A 14,764-nucleotide genomic window follows, 5' to 3' on the forward strand; every position below is an offset into this window, starting at 1 on the left:
GCACTTCAAACCGTTCACTGGAGGCCGGCGGAACTGCTGGTCGTCGACGAGGTCGCCAGCGTGCGCAGGCCGATCTGGAACATGAACGCATGGCTCAGGACGGGCGGCGCGGTGCCCGCCGAGTAGCTATACGAAGTTACGTAGTTCGCCGCCAGCACGAAGCAATCGTCGACATAGCCGGCACCGAGCACATACTGGTTGATCTTGTTGGCCTCGAGGTCCCACCGCGCCGAGCCTGACACCACCCAGTTGGTGGCGATCTTTATGGAGCCCGAGGTCAGGATGCCCTCGCGGCGGGTCAGATAGCCGAGTTCCGGCTGCGCCGCGTAATTGCCGTACAGCACGCTGACCGCCCAGCGATTGAAGTTGGCGCGGCCTTCCGCCTCGAAGCGCTGCACGTTCCAGGTCTGCTCGTCCATGCGGGAGCGGACGCTGAACGTGTAGGTGCTGTTGGGCGAGTAGCTGGCGCTCGCGACGTAATCGGAACGCGGCTTGTCCAGGCCGGAATTGAGGCCGGTGTTGATGGGGTCCTGGACCGCGAAGGAGTTCATGCCGAACAGCTGGTACGACTGGCCGAACAGGGCCTTGACGGCGCCGCCCTTGTCGAACTGCGTGGTGGACTGCACGCCGACATTGGCGCGGCCGCCGCCCTCGACGCGGTCGTAGCCGGAGAACTTGTCGACGCTGAACAGGTTCGAGGCGTCGAACACCATGCTCTGGGCGTCCTCGTTCGGGAGCTTGCCGGCATAGGTCTCGTTCGGCCGGATGATGATCTGCGCGATCGGCTCGATAGTGGTCGAGCCCCAGGGCTGAATATTGATGAAGGGGTAGCGGTATTCCAGGCCCACGGTCGGCATCAGGCGGAACGCCTGGGTGTCGCCGACGGGAAGATAGTTCGACACGCCCGGCTGGTTGGAGACCGAGGAGTTGATGGCGTCGGCGCGCAGGCTGGCGAACGGCGTCCAGATCTGGCCGAGCGGATCGGTGAAGGATTTGCGCCACTGCGCCTCGGCCGTAAGGCGGGTGTAGGTGCCGGGGAAGCCGCGCAGCAGGCACTGCGACGGCGTGCGGGCGAGCGGATCGGCCGACGCCGTCGTGCACAGGCTGTTGGTGTTCGCGATCGTGGTGATCGGATCGAACACCGCCTGGTCACGCGACATGTTCACGAAATTGGTCTTGTAGCTGAACTCGCCGCCGAACACCGGATAGTTGAGCACGTTGGAGTAGTCGATCACCGGATAGACGATCGGCACCTGGCTCTGGTTACCCGAATAGCTCAGCCAGTACATCGTGCGCGCGTCGAAGAAGCTGCGGTTGCCGACGCCGGTCAGATAGAGCTGCGACAGCGCCTCCGTCGGCAACAGCAGGAACGAGCCGAGCGGATCGCGGTACTGGTAGAGGCGGTAGTCCGAGAAGAAATAGTAATCGGACATCAGGACGCCGTCCCAACCCCAGACCCATTTGTCGTTCAGCGCGAACTGACCCTTGGTGTCGACGGCGCCGCGGAACTGCTTGTCGCCGGGCTGCCCGGAGAACGCGCCGGGATCGAGCTGGTCGATGCCATAGGCGCGGATCTGGTAGGCGCCGTCGATCAGGCGCTGCCGGAATTCCCCCTGCAGCAGCACGCCTTGCCGCGACAAGAAGCGGGGGTTGATGGTCGCGTCCATGTCGGGCGCGATCGCCCAGTAATAGGGAACCTCGACGCCATAGCCCGTGTTCGTCGTGCCGGAAACATAGCCCGGCATCAGGAAGCCGCTCTTGCGCTTCACGGTCGGGTCGGGCGTCGAGAAATAGGGCATGTAAGCGAGCGGCACACCGAAGAATTCGATCTGCGCCGTCTCGAAATACAGCATCTTCTCCTGCTGGTCGTGGATGATGCGGGCACCCTTGACCTGCCACAGCGGGGGCTTCTTCGGATCGTCCTTACACGGCGCGCAGGCCGTGTAGACGCCGTTCTCGAACACTGTGTAGTTGCCGCTGGAGCGGTCGGCGCGGCTCGCGGCCATGCGGGTCTGGTCGGCGGTATCCACACGCAGCGAATCGACGAAACCGTCGCGGTAATCGTCGGAGAGATCCATGATCTCGGCATAGGTGATCTTGCCGTCGGCATCCGTCATGCGGATGTTGCCTTCGGCATGCAGCCGCTTGGTCTTCTGGTCGTAGATGACCTTGTCGGCCTCGACGCTGGTGCCGTTGTAGAACAGCTGGACGTTACCGACCGCGGAGACGCGCGAATTGTTGTAGTCGTAGTCGACCTCGGTCGCCTGAACCAGCATCTGGTTGTCGTTGGCGGCCTTCGGAGGCTTCGGGCGCGGCGGCAGCGGATTATAGGTGAAGCTCTGGGCCGAGGCGGGGGCAACAGCAGCAACATCGATCAGCGCGCCGAGCGATGCCACGGCAGCGACAGCCATCATGAGCCTGCGAAGAGACAAGCCGCACCCGTTCGCGCGCATCACGATGCGGCGCGTCAAACGAGACACGGGTCCTCGATGGACGGCAGTCACTAACCGTCCTCCTGGTACAACAAGGCCAAAAAGCCGGTGAGGCCGCCCACCACCACGGGCAACCACGCCGCAGCGATCGGATGCATCAACTCAGCCTTGCTCAAGTCTTCAGTCACTTTCGACAGAACGTAGAGCAGAAAGCCTGCGCCCACGCCACTCAAAACCATCTTCTGCACGCCGCCCATCCGGAAGAAGCGCAACGACACCGAGGCCGCGAGCATCACCATGGCGGCAAGCAAAAACGGCTGTGCCAGAAGCTTCTGATACTGGAGTCGGTATCCTGCTGTCGCGAAGCCCGAGCTCTCGGATGAGCGGATGTAGCTCGGTAGTTGCCAAAAGGACACAGTCTCGGGGGTGGAAAAGCTGTTGCGGACCTGCGCCTCGGTGAGTGTCGTTGGAATCTCCAGGGTGGCCTGGTCGATCGGCGGGGAGTCCAGCGAGAAGCGGCGAACGGATTTGAACAGCCAGTGGCCGGACTCCAGTGTCGCCTCGCGCGCCTCGATCCGCTCCTTGAAGTGACTGTCTGTGTCAAAGCGGAACAGCGTCAGGCCGGTGAGTCGGACGCCCTGCTGCTCGCTGCGCGCGGCGTTGATGATGGTCTGGCCGTCGCTGGTCACCTGATTGAGCCAGAAGCCTGAGGCGTCCTGGATGCCGCCGCCCGGCGCCGAGCCGAACAGCTCGGCTTCCATGCGCTTGGAGAGCTCACGCAGATTCGCCGACATCGGATTGTAGGCGACGGTTGCGATCACCCCGATCAGGAGCGCGCTGCCGAGCGCCGGTGAGATGAACTGCCATGCGGAGATGCCGGCGGCGCGCGCAACCACGAGCTCGAGCCGGCGGGAGAGGGCGAGATAACAGGTCATGGCGCCGATCAGCATGCAGAACGGCGTCAGCTTCTCCAGCAGTTGCGGCACCCTGAACAGCGAGGTCTCGGCCACCATGAGCGCCGAGGCGGATGCCAGCCCCGAGGTCTTGCGCACCATCTCGATGTAGTCGACCAGCACCAGCAGCAGGAAAATGCCCGCGAACACGCCGAGCGCCGCGACCACGAAGCGGCCGGCGAAATAGCGTCCGAGTGTGTTGGTGAGCATGCTCATGCGGTGGCCGGCCGTCCGAACAGCTGCGCGATGCGCGCGTTCGACCTGTTGATGGCCTCCATGAGGCCAGGGGGCGGCTCGACCACGACGCCGCGGATGATCATCCACAGCCCGATGCCGATGGCGCCCATGACCATCGCATATTGCACCAGCACCGGGCTTGGCGACTTCACCGCCATCACCGAGCAGGCAAAGCCGGCCATGCGCAGGCCGAACACCGCAACGACCGAAGTGCCGATCGAGAAATTACGGCTCTGGCGGGTGGTGCGGGGTGCACCGAGGAAAGCGAAGGTCAGCACGGCGAAGGCAAAGGGATAGATCGGCGCGAGCAGGCTGTCATGCAGGGCCGAGCGGAACTGGCCGGGAATCTGCTTGTAGACGGGGTCGTTGTCGGACGGCGCAAGCAACTCCCAGAGATAGCGCTCGCGGATGCCGAGGGTGACGTCGCGGCCCTGGTTGGAGAACTTCGACATGTCGAAGCCGTAGCGGCCGAAGGCCACCAGCGCGGGATCGCGCTTGCCCGCTTCGAAGCGCTGGAGATTGCCGGTCTCCAGCACCAGGAAAGAGCCGGTCTCGTTCTTCACGACCTCGCCGTGCTCGGCGACGATCGAGACGCGCTCGTTCGGATCGCGGCGGTCGTCGATGAAGATGCCGGCAAGGATGCCGCCGGGCTGGCGTTCGCGAATCCGGATCGTGAGGTTCTTGTCGAGCTGGGCGAAGCGGCCGGGCTGCAGGATGTTGGTGAGCACGTCCGCGGTGATCTCGGCATCCCATTGCTTGATCCGCCGCATGCCGTCGGGGGCGAGATAGGCCGCGATGAAGGCAACCAGCAGCGCCACCACGCAGGTGGCGTAGAAGAACGGATAGAACAGCCGGAACGGCGACAGGCCGGCGGCATTCATCACGATGATCTCGGAATCGGTCGCGAGCTTGTTCAGCGTGTGCGAGATCGCGATCATCAGCGCGATCGGCGAGATGATCAGCACCAGGGCCGGCACGACGAGGCTGGTGATGCCGAGGAAGGTGAGGATGGTCTGACCCTGGCTCGTCATCAGGTCGATGCCGCGCAACGCCTGCGTAATCCAGATCACGCCGGTGAGGCTGACCAGGATCAGCGCAAACGACGCCAGCGTCGTGCGGAAGATATACCTATCGATCGACCCCATGCGCTACCGCACGAATCCCACCAAGTCCCCAATGTCGGCCGAAATTCCGCTGTCCAACCAATCCCCGATTAAGGGATCCCCAAGGTTGGCCAGCGCCTCTCCCGCCAGCTCACTCTCTCACTACCATCCCTTTGATCCGTCAACAAAATGGCTGCCCCGTGGCACCCTCACAATATGGTTAATATTTCACTCATTGTGGCCTTGGGGCCACGGGGGGTGCTTGGCATCTGCCGGGGCGCTGGCCCATAGTGCGGATGGCTCAGTGAATCGCCGTTCATGTCCGGCCCTGGCCAGGGACCGTGAGCAGCAAAAAGACCAAGATTTTTGAAGGAGTTACCCATGTCCGATGCCATCAAGGTCGGCTTTGTCCCATTGTCTGCCGCCGCCCGTGGCATCCTGGTCGTGTTCTGCGACGACAGTCTGAAGGTCGGTCCGGCGACGGCCAAGGCCCTGGGCGGCGCTATCGAACTCGTGAAGCGTGCGGCCATCGCCGCCGCCTTCAAGGGCAAGAGCGGGGCTGCGCTCGACATCCTGGCGCCGGAAGGGGTGAAGGCCACCCGTCTGCTCGTGATCGGCGCCGGCAAGGCGGCCGGCCTGAAGGCGAACGATTTCCTCAAATTCGGCGGTGTGGCGGCGGGCAAGCTCGCCGCCGGAGCGGCCGCCATGACGATCATGGCGGAACTGCCCGATGGTGCCATGACGAGCGAGCAGGCGGTCGCGATCGCCTCGGGCCTGCGCTTACGCGCCTACAAGTTCGACCGCTACAAGACGAAGAAGAAGGACGGCGAGGAGGGCGGCTCGCGCGCCGACATCTCGCTGGCGGTCGGCGATGCCGCTGCCGCGAAGAAGGCGTTTGCCTCGGCCGGCCACGTCGTCGACGGCGTGATCATCGCGCGCGACCTCGTCAACGAGCCGCCGAACGTGCTCTTCCCCGAGGAATTCGCGCGCCGCGCCAGTCAGCTCCGCAAGCTCGGCGTCAAGGTCGAGGTGCTCGACGTCAGGGCGATGCAGAAGCTCGGCATGGGCGCGCTGCTCGGCGTCGGCCAGGGCTCGGCGCGGCCGAGCCGCACCGTGATCATGCGCTGGGACGGCGGCAAGAAGGGCGAAGCCCCGGTGAGCTTCGTCGGCAAGGGCGTCTGCTTCGACACCGGCGGCATTTCGATCAAGCCGGCCGGCAGCATGGAGGACATGAAGGGCGACATGGGAGGCGCGGCCTGCGTCGTCGGCCTGATGCACGCGCTTGCCGCGCGCAAGGCCAAGGTCAATGTGGTCGGCGCCATCGGCCTCGTCGAGAACATGCCCGACGGCAATGCGCAGCGGCCAGGCGACATCGTCACCTCGATGTCGGGCCAGACCATCGAGATCATCAACACCGACGCGGAAGGCCGCCTCGTGCTGGCCGACGTGCTCTGGTACGTCGCCAAGAAGGTGAAGCCGAAATTCATGGTGGATCTGGCGACACTGACCGGCGCGATCGTGGTCGCGCTCGGCACCGAGCATGCCGGCATGTTCTCCAACAATGATGAGCTCGCCGAACGCCTGCTGGCGGCCGGCATCGAGAGCGGCGACAAGGTCTGGCGCATGCCGCTCGGTCCCGAATACGACAAGCTGATCGATTCCCAGTTCGCCGACATGAAGAACACCGGCGGTCGCCACGGCGGCTCGATCACCGCCGCGCAGTTCCTGCAGCGTTTCGTCGATGGCACGCCCTGGGCCCATCTCGACATCGCCGGCACCGCCATGGGCGCGCCGAAGACCGACATCAACCAGAGCTGGGCAAGCGGCTATGGCGTCCGCCTGCTCGACCGTCTCGTCGCCGACCATTACGAGCGCAAATGATCTGAGATGACCGAAGTCCTGTTCTATCATCTGCAAAACATGACGGTGGAGAACGTGTTGCCGCCGCTTCTCGAGAAATCGCTCGAGCGCGGCTGGCGCGTCGTGGTGCAGTCGACCTCGGAAGAGCGCGCCGATGCGCTCGACGCGCATTTATGGACCTACCGCGACGATTCCTTCCTGCCGCACGCGACATGGCGCGTGAACGATGCCGCCGATCAGCCGATCGTGCTGGCGATCGAGGAGGGCAATCCCAACGGCGCCCATGTCCGATTCCTGGTCGACAATGCGGCCTTGCCGCAGGACGCGCAGGGTTATGCGCGCATGGTGCTGCTGTTCAACGGCGACGATCCGGATGCACTCGCGCTTGCCCGCAGCGCCTGGACGGATTGCAAGGAGCGGGGATTTGATGTCACCTATTGGCAGGCCGACGAGCGGGGCCGGTGGCAGCGTCGGAATTAGGGGTCCTTCGCAATTAATGATAATTTGCACTTTTCGGGCGATGCTGGCTTTTGTCACCTTCGTGCCGCAAAGTGATGTTGGGACAATCGCTTAGGGCTGGTCCTTCACGCGGGGAATTTGGTTTATCGTGCGACATCAAAAGCTTCCCAGGTCGCTTCTTGTTGCTTTGGCTGCCGCGGCTCCGCTGCTCGCCGGCTGCTCGGGCGCGTCCGATCTGCTGTCGAAGGACGCACAATGGTTCAACACGCCGAGCCGGCTGTTCATCAAGAACATCTCGATCGAATCCCCGCCGCTGACCCCCGACAAGCCGGTCGGAGCTGAGGATCTCGTCAGCGCTGACGGCGCCTGTCCCGGCATGGCGCCGCCTCCCGGGCCGGCCGATGCCAACGCATCGACGACGGCGCCGGCGCCGATGGGCGGCACGGTCGCGCTGGGCCATACCGAATGCGACGTGGTGCGCGGCATCGGCGCGCCATCGAACATCAATCTCTCCAATGACGCCGCCGGCCGCCGGGTTGCCGTCGTCACCTGGGCCACGGGGCCGCGCGCGGGGATCTACACCTTCACGTCGGGCCGCCTGTCTTCGATCGAGGGCAATCCCGATCCGCAACCGGTGCCGAAGGCGACCAAGCCGAAGCCGAAGAAGCACACGTAGGCGGGATCGCCTGCACCACAACGGAACGGCTGCGCGCATCGGAGGCGTTATTGTCCTGCTCCGTAAATCGCCATCTGCTCGAATAGCGGCATCGATGCCGTAGTTCTGAAGGACGCGGGCGAGCGTGGGCGGACCCGATCGGAAGCCCGCTTCGCGCGCGAACCTCAGAGCATCGGCTTGGTGTTGAAGCGATCGGGTTGGCGAACGCGGAACCGGCCCTTCATCTTGAAACCGTCACGCATATTGAGGCCTAGAAGAGCGATGTTCATCGCGCCGGCCAACAATTCGAGAGGCTGTACCGCATAGAACGTGGTGTCGAACTCCGCGGCCTTCGCCTTGAAGGCAAGAAACAACGCGGAGGGAATGAGAAGCAGGATGCCGTTGCCGGCGATGAACGGCATACGCTTGATCTTCGCGCCGATCACGCCACCACGTCGTCCCTTTGCCAGGAAAAATCCTGAGCCTCCCGTCACCGCCAACGCCGGAACCAGCAACAGGAAGCCCCAGGGTATGGCCATTTTCACCGTGGCTATGCTCGCGTGCGACGCAAATAGCTCGGTGAGGGCCGTGGAGAGCCAGAAGGTCGCGATAGTCGTCAGCGCGACAGCGCCCGCGACGGGGTGGATGATCCTGGTCATCGCGTTCTGCCGTTTTCGAAGCGAGCTACGCCACACAGATGCCGGGCACGGCGACCTTCTCGAACAGGTGCGGAGAGGCGACGGCGGACGAGGGATAGGCTGCGATCTTCGATCTGAACTCGGGATGTGTGAACGCAGCCCGGAAGTGGGCAGTCGATTCCCAGACGGCATAGTTCAGATATGTCGGGCTATCGCCGATCGCGCGGTGAAGCTGGGTGGCAATGAAGCCCGGCTGCCGCTTCATGAAGGCTGCATCGTCCTGCCAAACCTGGAGGAAGCTCTGCTCGTCGGTCTTGTCGAGCGTGAACACATTCACCAGCACTGCGGGGCTGGTGTCGATGCCAAGCTGACGTTCGATGGGAAAGTTAGGGTCCAGAGGGCGTAGGTGCGCCATGGCAAGCTCCGTTCGATATGGCAATATGGTGTCAATGTGGTACTATACGTAACCTAGTGATTTGACATCATGATGTCAATAACAGTTTATGGTGACGGATGCCGAAATCCTTGCGAACGCCGGCCGGTGATACTCTGTCGAACCTCGTGCTTGACCTGTTCCGGCTGAACAGCCTGCTCCTGACCGCGGGGGACCGCCTGGTGGCCCGGCTCGGGCTCACGAGCGCTCGCTGGCAGATTCTCGGCGCCATCGTGCACGCGGAGCGCCCCCAGCCGGTGGCTTGGCTTGCCCGCGATCTGGGTGCCAATCGCCAGAACGTGCAGCGGATCGTCAATGACCTGCAAGGGGAAGGCCTCGTTGCTTTCGAGGCCAACCCGCATCACCGCCGGGCGCAGCTTGTCGTCCTGACCGACAAGGGGCGGCGCGCTTTCGATGCCGCCATGGCTTTGCAGGCGCCGTGGGTCAACGGCCTTTCGGAGGGGCTTGCGGTCAAGGACCTGCAAACCGTTCATCGCATCGTCGCGGACCTGCGGACGAAGCTCGAGAGCGAGACAGAGAGCCAGACCTAGCGCACGGCGAGCGGCGGAATTCACGGCAGCTCTTCACGAGATGTTCCCGGAACGCCGCTGCGGCCGAACAATTGCTGCGCGCTTCTGATGAGCGCTTTCCTGATGGTCTTGCGGGCAGGAATGCGCTCATATGGAGCTATAAAAATCTGGAGGAGACTATGCGGTTCTCGATTGCCCTCGTATCGGCTCTGCTTCTGCCGCTCGGCGCGGCCGTTGCCCAGGACTATCCGACGAGGCCCATCACCATGCTTGTGCCGTTCGCGGCGGGCGGGCCGACCGACACCATCGCGCGCCTGACGGCCGCAGGCATGGGGAAGTCGCTGGGACAGCAAATCGTCGTCGAGAACGCGACCGGCGCCGGCGGCACCATCGGCACGACCCGCGCTGCGCGCGCCCAGCCCGACGGCTACACGCTGCTGATCCATCACGTCGGCATCTCGACCGCCGCGACGCTGTATCGCAATCTCAGCTATGACACGAAGACGGCGTTTGCGCCGATCGGCCTCGTGACCAATGCACCGATGACCATCATTGCGCGTCCGGATTTTCCGGCCAACACGCTCAAGGAGCTGGTCGCCTACGCCCAGCAGCAGGGCGACAAGCTGACCTACGCCAATGCCGGGTTAGGTGCGGCATCGCATCTGTGCGGCATGCTGTTCATGACGGCGATCCAGAAGCAGCTCACCACCGTGCCTTACAAGGGCAACGGTCCGATCATGAACGATCTGCTCGGCAAGCAGATCGATCTCACCTGCGATCAGGCGACCAACACCACCGGGCCGATCACGGCCAAGCAGGTCAAGGCCTATGCGATCACCACCAAGGAGCGGCTGAAGAGTCTGCCCGATCTGCCGACGGCCGATGAGGCGGGCCTCAAGGGATTCGAGCTCGGCGTCTGGCATGGCCTCTATGCTCCCAAGGGCACTCCGCCCGCGGTCGTGCAGAAGCTGACGGCCGCGCTGCAGACGGCGCTCAAGGATCCGGCGCTGATCGCCCGGTTCAACGACATCAACACCGAGCCCGTGCCGCAGGACAAGGCGACGCCCGAGGCGCTGGGCGCGATGCTGACGAGCGAAGTCGACCGCTGGGCTCCGATCATCAAGGCGGCCGGGCAGTTCGCGGACTGAGCGGATACTCCCATGAAGAGTAGCTTGGTCAGCTGCTTAATGCAGGGCGATCAATTACCGCTACTATGCATGGGGTTGTTTCCAGATTTGGATTCAGCCCGCAGCCTCGTCGAACTGCGCGCTTGCCTCGAGCCACTGCTCCTCCGCGCGCGCCAGCGCATCGGCGGCATTGGCGCGCGCCTTTGACAGCTGTGCGGCCTGCTTGGGATCGCGCGTAAAGATGTCGGGCAAAGCAAGGGCCGTGTCGATCTTGGTGATGATGTCGCTGACGCGGGCGATCTCGGCTTCGGCCTCGGTGATGCGCTTCTTCAGCGAGCCGCGATTGTCGGACCTAGCCAGCTGCGGCTTTTCGCTTGGCGCACTGCGTTCGCGCGGGGCAGGCTCGCCGTTGCGCGCGGACAGCACCAGGCGGCGATATTCGTCGAGGTCGCCGTCGTAATTGGTGACGGTCCGGTCGGCGACGATCCAGAGCCGGTCGGCGCAGGCCTCGATCAGATAGCGATCGTGCGAAACCATGATCACTGCGCCGGGGAATTCGTTGATGGCTTCGGCCAGCGCGGCGCGGCTGTCGATGTCGAGATGGTTGGTCGGCTCGTCCAGGATGATCATGTTGGGGCCGAAGAAGGTCGCAAGGCCCAGCAGCAGCCGCGCCTTCTCGCCGCCGGAGAGTTTTCCGACTTTGGTGTCGGCCGCCTTGCCCGAAAAACCGATCGCGCCGGCGCGGCCGCGCACCTTGGCCTCCGGCGCATCGCCCATCAGCTTGCGGACGTGGTCATAGGCGGAGGCGTCCTCATTCAGCTCGTCGAGCTGATGCTGCGCGAAATAGGCGATCGACAGCTTGTCCGCACGCGTCACCTTGCCGGAGAACGGCGCGAGCCTTCCGGCGAGCAGTTTGACCAGCGTCGACTTGCCGTTGCCGTTGGCACCCAGCAGCGCGATGCGGTCGTCATTGTCGATGCGCAGCGTGACGCGGCCGAGCACGGGCGCCGCCGGATCGTAGCCGACGGAAGCGTTGTCGACCGCGATGATCGGCGGGGACAGGATCTTCTCCGGCGCCGGAAAGCTGATCTCGCGCACGTCCTCGGTGACCAGCGCCGTGATCGGCTTCAGCCGCTCCAGCATCTTCACGCGAGACTGTGCCTGGCGGGCTTTCGAGGCCTTGGCCTTGAAGCGGTCGACGAAGGCCTGCAGGCGGGCGCGCTCGGCCTCCTGGCGCTTGACTTGCTTGGCATCGAGCAGCTCGCGCGCGGCGCGCTGCTCCTCGAACGAGGAATAGGTGCCCTTGTAGAGCGTGAGCTTGCCGCGCTCCAGATGCAGGATCTGGTCGACCGAGCTTTCGAGGAGATCGCGGTCGTGGCTGATCACGATCACCGTGCGCGGATAGTGCGCGAGGTGATCCTCCAGCCACAACGTTCCCTCGAGGTCGAGATAGTTGGTGGGCTCGTCGAGCAGCAACAGGTCGGGGGCTGCGAACAGCGTCGCGGCGAGCGCGACGCGCATGCGCCAGCCGCCGGAGAATTCGGCGCAGGGGCGGAGCTGATCGGCGGCGGAGAAGCCGAGACCGGAGAGGATCGCAGCCGCTCGGCTCGGCGCCGAATGCGCGTCGATGTCGACTAGGCGGGTCTGGATCTCGGCGATCCGGTGCGGATCGGTCGCGCTTTCGGCTTCAGTGAGCAGCGCGTCGCGTTCGAGGTCGGCCTTGAGCACGACGGAGATCAGGCTTTCGGGTCCGTTCGGGGCTTCCTGGGCGAGACTGCCGACGCTCCAGCGCGGAGGCAGGGTCACCGAGCCGTGTTCGGCCGCGAGCTCACCGCGGATCACCTTGAACAGCGTCGACTTGCCGGTGCCGTTGCGTCCGACCAGGCCGACGCGCGATCCCGGCGTGATCTGCACGGAACTCTGGTCAATCAGAAGGCGTCCGGCGAGGCGGAGGGAAAGGTCGGTGATCGCAAGCATGCGGCCTTGTCACCGCAAGGCGCGTCGAACGCAACCCGTTTTTCGCAGCCGCTCAGTGCGAGTCGCGGTCGCGCTGCCTCAGCTCCTTCATGAGCTGCTCGAGATGGGTCGGAAGCTGGGGTTCGGGACGCAGGCTCTGCTGGAGGCGTTCGCCCACCGCATCGCAAATCGAGCGGCTGGTCCGCCGATCGATCTGTTCGCTGTCATTGGCAAAAAGGCCAGCCATTGCGCAGGTTCCGTGTGCTCAAAGTAAGGACACGGTACCAAGTCATTGGCCCCCAAAATGGTTTCGCCGTTTCTGGGGCAATGCCGGCATTCTCGTCAAAATTGTATGAATCCCGCTATATCCGCCCAAAATGCGAAGCCCCGGCGGGGGGATCGCCGGGGCTTCTCTTGGAAGGCAACCGTGTGGGGCGCGGTCGCCTATAAGTTAAGGTGCTGTCGGGCTCAGTAGCAGCGGTTGATCATCCGCCAGCGCGGTCCCCAGGGGGTCGGGACCAGCCGGCGGACATAGCAGCCGCCATAACCGTAGGAGACGGGGGCATAGAAGCGCGGACCGCCCCAGCCATGGCCGCGGTGCCAGCCGCCGCCGTGCCAGCCACCGCCGCCGTGCCAGCCCGGGCCGCCACCGTGCCAGTGGGCGGAAGCCGAGGTCGGCGCCAGCGCGGCACCCAGCGCAACCGCAGCGACGGCGGCAAGCGAAAGTTTCCTCAACATGGTGATCTCCTCAATACTGCCGGCGCGGGGCTATCGCGTCCGATGGAAAGGCCGCCGAAACGGTCCGCCCAGTGATCGGGCTTCAGTTTCGATGGGCCCAACCCTACGCCGGCGAGGCTGAACCGAATCCTGACAGGGGCTTCAGATTGGGTTCATCTGGGTGAAATTGTCGTAATCCAGGTTGAAACCGCAGGGTCGGGTCCTGCGGCGAAGCGCCTGTGACGTCATACCGGCGGTCGCTTGCCGGATGGCAAAGGCGCCGATATAAGCCCGGCAACTCGACAACCACTGCTTTTCTTCCCAAGGACAAGATTATGGCCATCGAACGCACTTTCTCGATCATCAAGCCCGACGCGACCGCGCGTAACCTGACCGGCGCCGTCAACGCCGTGATCGAAAAGGCGGGCCTGCGCATCGTCGCGCAGAAGCGCATCCGCATGACCAAGGAACAGGCCGAGACCTTCTATGCCGTCCACAAGGCGCGGCCGTTCTTCGGCGAGCTCGTCGAGTTCATGACCTCGGGCCCGGTCGTCGTCCAGGTGCTGGAAGCCGAGAACGCCATCGCCAAGTACCGCGACGCGATGGGCGCTACCGATCCGTCGAAGGCCGCCGACGGCACCATCCGCAAGCTCTACGCCAAGTCGATCGGCGAGAATTCCGCGCACGGCTCGGATGCGCCGGAGACCGCCGCGATCGAGATCGCGCAGTTCTTCTCGGGCAACGAGATCGTCGGCTGATCCATCGGCTGATAAGTTAAATCGACGGGGCGAAAGGACGTATTGTGAGCTGGCTCTGGCAGATCTTCGATCCCGCGACGATCGGGGCATTCTTCACCCAGTTTCGCAACGAGATGGCCGAACCGACCTTCTGGATTGCGGTCGGCAAGATCATCTGGATCAACATCCTTTTGTCCGGTGACAACGCGCTGGTGATCGCGCTCGCCTGCCGCGGCCTCTCGCCGCGACACCGCCTGTGGGGCATGATCTTCGGTGCCGGCGCCGCGGTGCTGCTGCGGATCATCTTCACCGGCATCGTCGCAACCCTGATGGAGCTGCCGTACCTCAAGCTGATCGGCGGACTCGCGCTGATCGTGATCGCGGCCAAGCTCTTGGTGCCGGAGCATGACGAGGACGACGACGTCGACGCGGCCTCGCATCTGTGGCAGGCCATCCAGATCGTCGTGGTCGCCGACATCGTCATGTCGCTCGACAACGTCATTGCGGTCGCCGCCGCCGCCAATGGCAGCGTGCCGCTCCTGATCCTCGGCCTTGCCATCAGCGTGCCGCTGATCGTCGCCGGTGCGGCGCTGATCATGGCGCTGCTCGAAAAGCTGCCGGTGCTGGTCTGGGCCGGTGCTGCGCTGCTCGGCTGGATCGCGGGCGAGGTGATGGCGACCGATCCCGGCGTCGCGCCCAAGCTGCACACGCTGTTCGACGGCCCGTTCGGTGCCTCTCTCGACAGCATGCTCGGCGCCTTGCGCATCCCGCCGCAATTCGGCCATGGCGGGGCGGGCGGCGAATATTTCTGCGCAGCGCTCGGCGTCGTCGTCGTGCTGGTGGTCGGCACCATCTGGCGCCGCCGCAAGCTGACCGCCGCCGCACTGGAATCGTCCGAGCGGCACGCCAGGGCGTCGGCGGAGTAGG

At 64.4% G+C, this 14,764-nt stretch carries 15 protein-coding genes; 7 read left to right on the top strand and 8 right to left on the bottom strand.

Going from position 1 to position 14,764, the window contains the following annotated elements; genetic code table 11:
- Nucleotides 1–14 precede the first annotated feature (14 nt).
- From RAD04_RS36055 to lptF, 3 genes are read right to left on the bottom strand one after another with little or no spacing between them, the layout of a single operon-like run.
- A complete protein-coding gene (locus RAD04_RS36055; protein ID WP_461627579.1) occupies nucleotides 15–2,504 on the bottom strand; it encodes an LPS-assembly protein LptD in 2,490 nt (829 codons plus the stop codon).
- The gene (lptG, locus tag RAD04_RS36060; protein WP_038946522.1) at nucleotides 2,504–3,601 is read right to left on the bottom strand and encodes an LPS export ABC transporter permease LptG; all 1,098 of its coding nucleotides are present in this window, start codon (nucleotides 3,599–3,601) and stop codon (nucleotides 2,504–2,506) included. The genes RAD04_RS36055 and lptG overlap by 1 nt, the downstream gene beginning before the upstream one ends.
- On the bottom strand, nucleotides 3,598–4,767 hold the full coding sequence (lptF, locus tag RAD04_RS36065; protein ID WP_461627580.1) for an LPS export ABC transporter permease LptF: 1,170 nt from the start codon (nucleotides 4,765–4,767) through the stop codon (nucleotides 3,598–3,600). Before lptF ends, lptG begins: the two co-directional genes overlap by 4 nt.
- Before the next feature lie 339 nt (nucleotides 4,768–5,106).
- On the opposite strand from lptF, the gene RAD04_RS36070 reads away from it, so the two are divergent.
- The 3 genes from RAD04_RS36070 (at nucleotide 5,107) to RAD04_RS36080 (ending at nucleotide 7,720) form a co-directional block, all read left to right on the top strand.
- Complete coding sequence (locus RAD04_RS36070) at nucleotides 5,107–6,606, top strand: leucyl aminopeptidase (RefSeq protein ID WP_461627581.1); 1,500 nt, start codon at nucleotides 5,107–5,109, stop codon at nucleotides 6,604–6,606.
- A gap of 6 nt (nucleotides 6,607–6,612) precedes the next feature.
- Complete coding sequence (locus RAD04_RS36075) at nucleotides 6,613–7,065, top strand: DNA polymerase III subunit chi (RefSeq protein WP_018317550.1); 453 nt, start codon at nucleotides 6,613–6,615, stop codon at nucleotides 7,063–7,065.
- A gap of 166 nt (nucleotides 7,066–7,231) precedes the next feature.
- Entirely contained in the window at nucleotides 7,232–7,720 is a 489-nt protein-coding gene (locus tag RAD04_RS36080) for a hypothetical protein (RefSeq protein ID WP_461627623.1), read from the top strand.
- A 164-nt stretch (nucleotides 7,721–7,884) separates the two neighbouring features.
- On the opposite strand, the gene RAD04_RS36085 is transcribed toward RAD04_RS36080, so the two are convergent.
- Both RAD04_RS36085 and RAD04_RS36090 read right to left on the bottom strand, forming a co-directional pair.
- The gene (locus RAD04_RS36085; protein ID WP_461627582.1) at nucleotides 7,885–8,358 is read right to left on the bottom strand and encodes a hypothetical protein; all 474 of its coding nucleotides are present in this window, start codon (nucleotides 8,356–8,358) and stop codon (nucleotides 7,885–7,887) included.
- A 25-nt stretch (nucleotides 8,359–8,383) separates the two neighbouring features.
- On the bottom strand, nucleotides 8,384–8,752 hold the full coding sequence (locus RAD04_RS36090) for an antibiotic biosynthesis monooxygenase family protein (RefSeq protein ID WP_026201869.1): 369 nt from the start codon (nucleotides 8,750–8,752) through the stop codon (nucleotides 8,384–8,386).
- A gap of 98 nt (nucleotides 8,753–8,850) precedes the next feature.
- Here RAD04_RS36090 and RAD04_RS36095 point away from each other — a divergent pair, with 98 nt between their 5' ends.
- Nucleotides 8,851–9,321, top strand: coding sequence for a MarR family winged helix-turn-helix transcriptional regulator (locus RAD04_RS36095; protein ID WP_461627583.1), 471 nt, complete (start codon nucleotides 8,851–8,853; stop codon nucleotides 9,319–9,321).
- A 158-nt stretch (nucleotides 9,322–9,479) separates the two neighbouring features.
- Complete coding sequence (locus tag RAD04_RS36100; protein WP_018317545.1) at nucleotides 9,480–10,448, top strand: tripartite tricarboxylate transporter substrate-binding protein; 969 nt, start codon at nucleotides 9,480–9,482, stop codon at nucleotides 10,446–10,448.
- A gap of 93 nt (nucleotides 10,449–10,541) precedes the next feature.
- On the opposite strand, the gene RAD04_RS36105 is transcribed toward RAD04_RS36100, so the two are convergent.
- The 3 genes from RAD04_RS36105 to RAD04_RS36115 all read right to left on the bottom strand — a co-directional run bounded on the left by RAD04_RS36105 (nucleotide 10,542) and on the right by RAD04_RS36115 (nucleotide 13,121).
- Nucleotides 10,542–12,404: an ABC-F family ATP-binding cassette domain-containing protein gene (locus RAD04_RS36105; protein WP_461627584.1), complete on the bottom strand. Its 1,863-nt coding sequence runs from the start codon at nucleotides 12,402–12,404 to the stop codon at nucleotides 10,542–10,544.
- A gap of 52 nt (nucleotides 12,405–12,456) precedes the next feature.
- Nucleotides 12,457–12,630, bottom strand: coding sequence for a hypothetical protein (locus RAD04_RS36110; protein WP_162832233.1), 174 nt, complete (start codon nucleotides 12,628–12,630; stop codon nucleotides 12,457–12,459).
- 221 nt (nucleotides 12,631–12,851) lie between these two features.
- The gene (locus RAD04_RS36115) at nucleotides 12,852–13,121 is read right to left on the bottom strand and encodes a sulfur globule protein precursor (RefSeq protein ID WP_461627585.1); all 270 of its coding nucleotides are present in this window, start codon (nucleotides 13,119–13,121) and stop codon (nucleotides 12,852–12,854) included.
- A 314-nt stretch (nucleotides 13,122–13,435) separates the two neighbouring features.
- Between RAD04_RS36115 and ndk the strand changes: the two genes are divergently transcribed.
- Both ndk and RAD04_RS36125 read left to right on the top strand, forming a co-directional pair.
- Nucleotides 13,436–13,858, top strand: coding sequence for a nucleoside-diphosphate kinase (gene ndk / locus RAD04_RS36120; RefSeq protein WP_018317541.1), 423 nt, complete (start codon nucleotides 13,436–13,438; stop codon nucleotides 13,856–13,858).
- A 44-nt stretch (nucleotides 13,859–13,902) separates the two neighbouring features.
- Nucleotides 13,903–14,763: a TerC family protein gene (locus tag RAD04_RS36125; protein WP_091955017.1), complete on the top strand. Its 861-nt coding sequence runs from the start codon at nucleotides 13,903–13,905 to the stop codon at nucleotides 14,761–14,763.
- Nucleotide 14,764 lies beyond the last annotated feature (1 nt).

Source organism: Bradyrhizobium sp. 25ACV, from assembly GCF_054863005.1.